A 7,089-nucleotide genomic window follows, 5' to 3' on the forward strand; every position below is an offset into this window, starting at 1 on the left:
ATCATGACGAAAACGATGAATATAAAAAAATTGAAAATGCGGTAAAACAGTATAATGAGTACACTTTTGAAAATATGAAAAGTGGAATGTTAGAAATACAGAAAAAAATTACGACAATGAGAAATAATCTGTTTGACCAAATTCCAAAATATGATTTTTCATCAGCTTTTTCAGATTTTAATGATATCGCTAGAGGCATTCAAAATCAGATAAGAGATTCTTTGGAAAAATTTAAAAGCTCATTACCAGAATTTAATTGGGATGATTGGAATGAGGGAATAAAGTATTGGGGTGAAAATGGATGGACAATAATTCCGCATGCACCTGCAGGTTTATTTAAAACAAAAATTGCTGATAAGTCGGAAAGAGATAAAATAGCTTTACGATATTTGAGAAAAAATGATATGGAAGATTTGTTTGCGGATTTACAAGAAATGCGACTAAATCATAAGGATTTGAACGAAGCTATATATTGTTATGATAATAAGTGTTATAAGGCTTGTGCGATGATATTGTGTTCTATGATAGATGGAATGATATATAAACGTCAGCCAGTTAAAAAGGACAGTAGGAGAAAAGGAGATAGTAAATTTTTTAAAAAAATAAAAGAAAGTGGATTAAAGGAAGATCTTTTACAACAAAGTTTTTTCTTACTTCAAATGAATAATCTTATAGCATATTTAACGAAATTGTTTGAAAATGGTAACGATTTTCAATTAGATACAAAAGTGTTAAACAGAAATTTTTTATTACATGGAATGAGTAAAAAGAGTGTTAGTCAAAAAGAATGTAAGCAATTATTTTTGGCGGTTTATAATACGAAATTAATTATAGAAGGCGTAAATGGTAGGTTGAAAAAGAAAAATGTTAATATAACTCAAATGCTATCGAATTGAGAATACATAGCCGATTGGTTTAACCAAGAATCAGTCGGCTTTTTTTATACTCATTTTTATACATAGCCAGTCCCGTAAAACGGATTGGCTATTAAATTTTTCGAGGAAGGAGGAATCCACATGACCAAGTGTAAAGTAATCGCCCTTGCAAATCAGAAGGGAGGAACAGCTAAGACCACAACAACATTGAATCTAGGAATCGGTCTTGCACATCAAGGGCGAAAAGTATTATTGGTCGATGCTGATCCACAGGGAGATTTAACAACCGCATTGGGGTGGACTGATGCAGATAATCTTCCGATTACGTTGGATACACAGATGAAGAAGATATTACAAGACGAACCGTTTGTGTATAATGAAGGCATTTTGCACCATGAAGAAGGAGTAGACGTTATTCCAACCAATATCGAGCTATCGGGCATGGAAATCTCACTGGTAAATGCCATGAGCAGAGAGCAGACTTTAAAGCTGTATCTGTCAGATTTGAAAAAGGATTATGATTATATCCTGATTGATTGTATGCCTAGTTTGGGAATGTTGACTATCAATGCATTAGCTGCCGCAGACAGTGTAATTGTTCCAGTTCAGGCTCATTATCTTCCATTAAAGGGTATGACGCAGTTAATGAAAACAATCGGTAAGGTACAAAGACAGCTAAATCCTAATCTGAAGATTGATGGAGTATTGCTGACACTTGCAGATATGAGGACAAAACTGGCAAGGACAACAGAGAATAGCCTTCGAGAAAATTACGGGAAACGTATCCGAATTTTCAAAACGGTTATTCCAGTGGCTATCACAGCGGCAGAAAGCAGTGCAGCAGGACAGAGCATTTATGAGTATGACAAGAATGGAACTGTTGCAAAGGCGTATGCAGAATTTACGAGGGAGGTGATTCAGTGTGGCGAAAAGCAAAGAAATAAACATGAATCTTCCCTCAGCCGATGACCTTTTTACCACGCAGGAAGAAAGAGACCAGAAGAATCAGGAGCATGTAAAAAATATTTCTGTTTATGAAATCAGTGATTTTCCGAATCATCCATTTAAAGTAAAAATGGATGATAAAATGGTGGAGACCATTGAAAGTATTCGAGAACATGGTGTATTGGTTCCTGCTCTTGTCAGAGAGAAGCCAACAGGTGGGTATGAAATGATTTCTGGACACCGTAGAAAAATGGCAAGTGAACTGGCAGGGTTAGAAAATATACCTTGTATTGTAAGAAATCTCAGTGATGACGAAGCAGTTATTGTCATGGTTGACAGCAATCTTCAAAGGGAAGAAATATTACCATCAGAAAAAGCATTTGCTTACAAAATGAGGTTAGATGTCATGAAAAGACAGGGACAAAGAACTGATTTAACTTCGTCGCCACTGGCGACAAAGTTAAAAGGAAAACGTTCTGATGAATTATTGGGTGAGGAGGTTGGAGAAAGTAAAGACCAAATCAGAAGATATATTCGATTAACCTACTTGATACCGGAAATTCTTGATATGGTCGATAACAAGAAAATTGCCATGCGTCCGGCGGTGGAGCTGTCTTATTTGCCAAAAGAAGAACAGGAGATATTGTACGATACCATGGAATCGGAAGATTGCACTCCAAGTCATGCACAGGCAATCAAAATCCGCAAATTTTCAGCAGAGGGCAGGTTGAATGAAGATGTTTTGCTGTCGATTATGTCAGAAGAGAAGCCAAATCAGGTAGAGCAGTGGAAAATCCCGAAGAACCGACTGAAAAAATACTTTCCATCGGGAACTACACAGCAGAAAATGGAAGAAACCATTATCAAAGCACTGGAATTATACCGGAAACGGGAAAAAAGCAGGGAACGATAGGCATTTTGACACCAAGGGAGAAGTCTATCTGTTGGCGGTCAATGAGAAATCAGCCTTTTTCTGTTTTCCCCTCCCCACACCCTACCCCTTTGGTTTACCAGCAGATTACCAGCCGAAAAGACAATAAGGAGCCGGGAACCTCTTTTCTTTCGGCAGGTCAGAGATTCCCATACCCTGCATGAAAGCAGGGAGTAAACAGCATAAAGCAACAACAGGCGTTCCAGATGGACGTCTTTTTTGATTGAAAAGAAAGGAATTGTAGAAAATGAAGAAGATATGGAAACGAGTGTGTACAGGACTTCTTACCCTGACCACGATTTTAACCGCATTACCGACTACATCGGTTCAGGCAGCGGAAACACAATACTGGACGGAATCCTCAGAGAGAGTCGGATATATTGAACATGTGATGAATGATGGAACCATTCATTCGACATTCAATGAAGGTCACATGCGAGTAGAGGGCGAAACAGCCTATTGTGTAGATATTAACACCGGATTTAAAAATGGGTATAAAACCAGACACGATGCGAGTTCCAGTATGAGTGCTACACAGATCGAAGATGTGGCATTGTCACTGGAGTATGTAAAGCAGTATAGAGGCAGTCACAGCAACCTGAATGCGAATCAGGGATATCTGTTGGAACAGTGTGTAGTATGGCAGAGACTGAGTGAGTATTTAGGCTGGCAGTGTGATAATGTCCGAGCTGCATATTCTGAGATTTCACAGGATATTCAGAATGAAGTGTATACAGGAGCGAGAGCATTTGTACAGGCAAACAAAGGTCGTTATAAATGTGGCGGATATATCTATACTGGAGAGGGACAGGATCTCGGACAGTTTTGGGCAGGACTGAATGTCGGAAATGCAAAAGTAAAAAAGACAACCGCAAATGAGAGTGTCACAAATGGAAATGCGATGTATTCCATTGCAGGGGCAACCTTTGGCATATTCTCAGACCAGAATTGCAGTAATCAGATTGGAACACTTACGACAAATGAGAATGGAGATACAAATGAGGTTGAAGTGACTGCAGGGACTGTTTATATCAAAGAGCTTTCTGCACCGAAGGGATATAAGCCGGATACGACAGTACGCAGTCTGAAAGTTGAAGCCGGAAAAACAGTTACATTAAATGTTTCAGATGTTCCGAAAGTAACAGAGACACTGGTAGACCTGTTCAAGATTGATATGGAGATAGGAAAAGCAACTGCACAGGGGAATGCAGCACTGGCAGGAGCAGAGTTTACCTGGCATTATTATGACGGACTTTATACAAAAGATAACTTACCAGAGAAAGCAACACGTACCTGGGTTACAAAAACGGTGGCAGAAAAGAGCAGTGACGGAAGTATTCATTATGTGACAAAACTGTCAGATGCTTACAAAGTATCCGGAGATGCATTTTACACTCAGAATGAAAAAAGTGTATTACCACTTGGAACACTGACTGTTGAAGAAACCAAAGCACCAGACGGATATTTACTTGATGGAGCTTATATGCAGGCAGGAGACAGTACAGAACAGATAAAAGGAATGTATCTGACACAGATCACAGAGGACGGAGAACTTGCAGTTCTTTCCGGAAGCAACCAGTATTCCGTATCTGACCAGGTAATCCGAGGTGGTGTGAAGATTCAAAAACGTGATTTAGAGACAAAAGATACCAAAGCACAGGGAAGTGCCACATTAAAAGATGCAGCATTTGCAATTATTTCTCTGAACGAGAATCCGGTTCTGGTAGAAGGAAAACTGTACAAGAAAAATGAGACAGTTAAGACAATTCAGACAGGGATTGACGGAGTAGCAACAACATCGGCAGATTTACTTCCATATGGTAAATACAAACTGGAAGAAACCAAAGCACCGGAAGGTTATCTGACTGACGGGGCAAAAGCGATTGAATTTTCGATTACGGAAAATGGAAAAATAGTGGATTTAACAGGCGAAAGCCATTCCATTTACAACCAGATTAAACGTGGAGATTTGGAGGGAGTAAAGATTGGAGCAGGCACACATAAGAGACTTGCCAATGTTCCTTTTAAGATTACGAGCAAAACAACCGGAGAGAGCCATATCGTAGTAACAGATAAAAACGGTCAGTTTTCAACTGCTTCCGATTGGGCGTCTCATAAGAAAAATACAAATGCCGGAACATCCAGTGAGGACGGTATCTGGTTCGGAATTTCTGAGCCGGACGATAGCAAAGGTGCATTACTTTATGACACTTATGAGATTGAGGAGTTAGCTTGTGAATCTAACAAAGGTATGAAGCTGATTCCTGCATTTGAAGTTGTTGTAAGCAGAAATAAAGTGAAAATAGACCTTGGAACACTGACTGATGAGTATGAGAAAGAGATTACCATTCATACCACAGCAACGGATAAAATAACAGGTGAGAAGGTAATTGTTGCAGGAAAGAAAGTAACGATTGTGGATACAGTTACTCTGGACGGTCTGGAAGAAGGCAGAAAGTATCAGTTAAAAGGCTGGCAGATGTTGAAAGAGGAAAATGCAGAACTGCTCATTGATGGAAAGCGTGTGGAGAGTGATTACACTTTTGTTGCTGACAGCGAGAAAATGAAAGTAGAAGTTTCTTATACGTTTGATGCATCAGAACTTGGCGGACAGAATCTGGTTACATTTGAAGAATTATATGACCTGAAGAATCCGGAAGAACCTGTAAAAGTTGCAGAGCATAAGGACATTGACGATGAAGGTCAGACAGTCCTGATTACAGAGCGAAAGATTTCGATTCATACCACAGCAACGGATAAGAACGGTAAGAAAGAAATTGAAGCCGGAAAAGATCTGACGATTGTGGATACAGTTACATTAGAAGGATTGGAAATCGGTACAAAGTATAAATTGTCTGGTTGGCAGATGATTAAGGAAGAAAATGCAAAGCTGATCATTGATGGCAAAGAAGTTACCAATGATTATGAATTTACAGCGGACAAGGAAAACATGGAAGTGCAGATTGAGTTTACTTTCGATGGCAGCACTCTTGGAAGAAAACAGCTTGTAACCTTTGAAGAACTGTATGATATAACAAATCTGGAAGAACCGAAAAAGGTAACAGAGCATAAGGAAATCAACGATGAAGGTCAGACTGTAACCATCAAAGAAGTACCGGAAACACCAACCCCAGAGACACCGGGTACTACTACAAAAACCAGTAACCCTCCGAAAACAGGAGACACTGCAAATGCAATTTTATGGATAGCCATTCTGGTATTATCAGCAGCCGGAATCATAGGAGTTCGTATCTGGAATAAAAAGAAACAGGTTAAGAGATTAGGAATTGAAGAAAAGAAAGAAGAGGAGGAGTAAAACAGAGGGCGGCGATAAGCTGCCCTTTGATGATGAAATGGGAAAAAATCAGAAAGCAATAAAAGTATTACAGCGTTTATTTGATGCCGGATACGGAACGGAAAAAGAGATTGTCAATATGGCGATGGATGAAATGCTTGCTTTGCCGGGAGTGAATGTAGCAGATCTGTGCATTATCAGTGAGCTGCAGAAAAGCATTAAGGCAAACAAAGTGATAAGCTATTTGTCAGGAAAAAAAGAAGTAAAGGAAGAAACGAAAGGAGCAGATTATGGTGGAACAACCTAAATATTTGGAAATGACATTATCACAATTGAAATCATATGTGGAATCTTCAGAGAGTAATATTTTTTTTGTTGTAGAATTTCCAAAAGGAGATCAGAAGGATGGAGAATGAATTGGAAGTTGTGAATATCCGTCTGGTAAAAGAGCCATCTCTTTATAGTGAGCAGACATTGGACAGTCCACAGGCTGTTGTAGAATTAATGGCGAAGGAGTTATCCCAATATGACAGAGAGGTATTTTGCATCTTGAATATGAAAAATAATGGACAGGTAATCAATATGAATCTGGTCAGTGTTGGAACGATTAATGCATCTTTGGTAATTCCCAGAGAAGTTTTTAAGAGCAGTATTCTGGCAAATGCTTCTGCAATCATTGGACTTCATAATCATCCCAGTGGTAATGTGAAACCGTCAAAAGAGGATATGATTGTTACGAGAAAGTTGCAGAAGTGTGGACAGCTATTGGGAATAGAATTGTTGGATCATATTATTGTCGGTGGAACTAATGGAAAGATGCTCAGCTTCCGAGAAGAAAAGATGTTGAATGTGATAGGAAGGATGGGAGAGATGGAAAGATAAAACATATATATAATATAGAAGAATCAATCTAATAAAGTAATTGATTTGAGTGGTATTATTTGGATAATATCGCTCAAATCAATAATTCTAGCGAATAAATAATGAAAAAATGAACACAATATAAATAATATTATAATTTAAAAAATAGAATAAAAAATACC

General features: G+C 38.6%; 6 protein-coding genes. All 6 read left to right on the forward strand.

Going from position 1 to position 7,089, the window contains the following annotated elements; genetic code table 11:
- Positions 1–896, forward strand: an 896-nt coding sequence (locus tag PGQ33_RS03680) for a hypothetical protein (protein WP_270205275.1), incomplete at its 5' end; no start/stop codon positions are given.
- A 120-nt stretch (positions 897–1,016) separates the two neighbouring features.
- Positions 1,017–1,844 carry a ParA family protein gene (locus PGQ33_RS03685; RefSeq protein ID WP_195484238.1) on the forward strand — a complete coding sequence of 276 codons (828 nt, stop codon included), beginning with the start codon at positions 1,017–1,019 and terminating at the stop codon, positions 1,842–1,844.
- Positions 1,798–2,733: a ParB/RepB/Spo0J family partition protein gene (locus PGQ33_RS03690; protein WP_195484237.1), complete on the forward strand. Its 936-nt coding sequence runs from the start codon at positions 1,798–1,800 to the stop codon at positions 2,731–2,733. Before PGQ33_RS03685 ends, PGQ33_RS03690 begins: the two co-directional genes overlap by 47 nt.
- Before the next feature lie 265 nt (positions 2,734–2,998).
- A complete protein-coding gene (locus PGQ33_RS03695) occupies positions 2,999–6,067 on the forward strand; it encodes a VaFE repeat-containing surface-anchored protein (protein ID WP_270205276.1) in 3,069 nt (1,022 codons plus the stop codon).
- Positions 6,039–6,353 (forward strand): hypothetical protein, encoded by a 315-nt coding sequence (locus PGQ33_RS03700; RefSeq protein ID WP_082432805.1) that lies wholly within the window; start codon positions 6,039–6,041, stop codon positions 6,351–6,353. Before PGQ33_RS03695 ends, PGQ33_RS03700 begins: the two co-directional genes overlap by 29 nt.
- 98 nt (positions 6,354–6,451) lie before the next feature.
- A complete protein-coding gene (locus PGQ33_RS03705; RefSeq protein ID WP_195484236.1) occupies positions 6,452–6,928 on the forward strand; it encodes a JAB domain-containing protein in 477 nt (158 codons plus the stop codon).
- The last annotated feature ends 161 nt before the right edge of the window (positions 6,929–7,089 follow it).

It is taken from the genome of Coprococcus sp. AM100_B19A, from assembly GCF_027662015.1.
In the GTDB taxonomy this organism is placed as follows: Bacteria; Bacillota; Clostridia; order Lachnospirales; family Lachnospiraceae; genus Allocoprococcus; species Allocoprococcus comes.

Coding starts and splice junctions, on each gene's coding strand:
- PGQ33_RS03705 (WP_195484236.1), top strand. CDS start 6,452: ATGGAGAATGAATTGGAAGTTGTGAATATCCGTCTGGTAAAAGAGCCA.
- PGQ33_RS03695 (WP_270205276.1), top strand. CDS start 2,999: ATGAAGAAGATATGGAAACGAGTGTGTACAGGACTTCTTACCCTGACC.
- PGQ33_RS03685 (WP_195484238.1), top strand. CDS start 1,017: ATGACCAAGTGTAAAGTAATCGCCCTTGCAAATCAGAAGGGAGGAACA.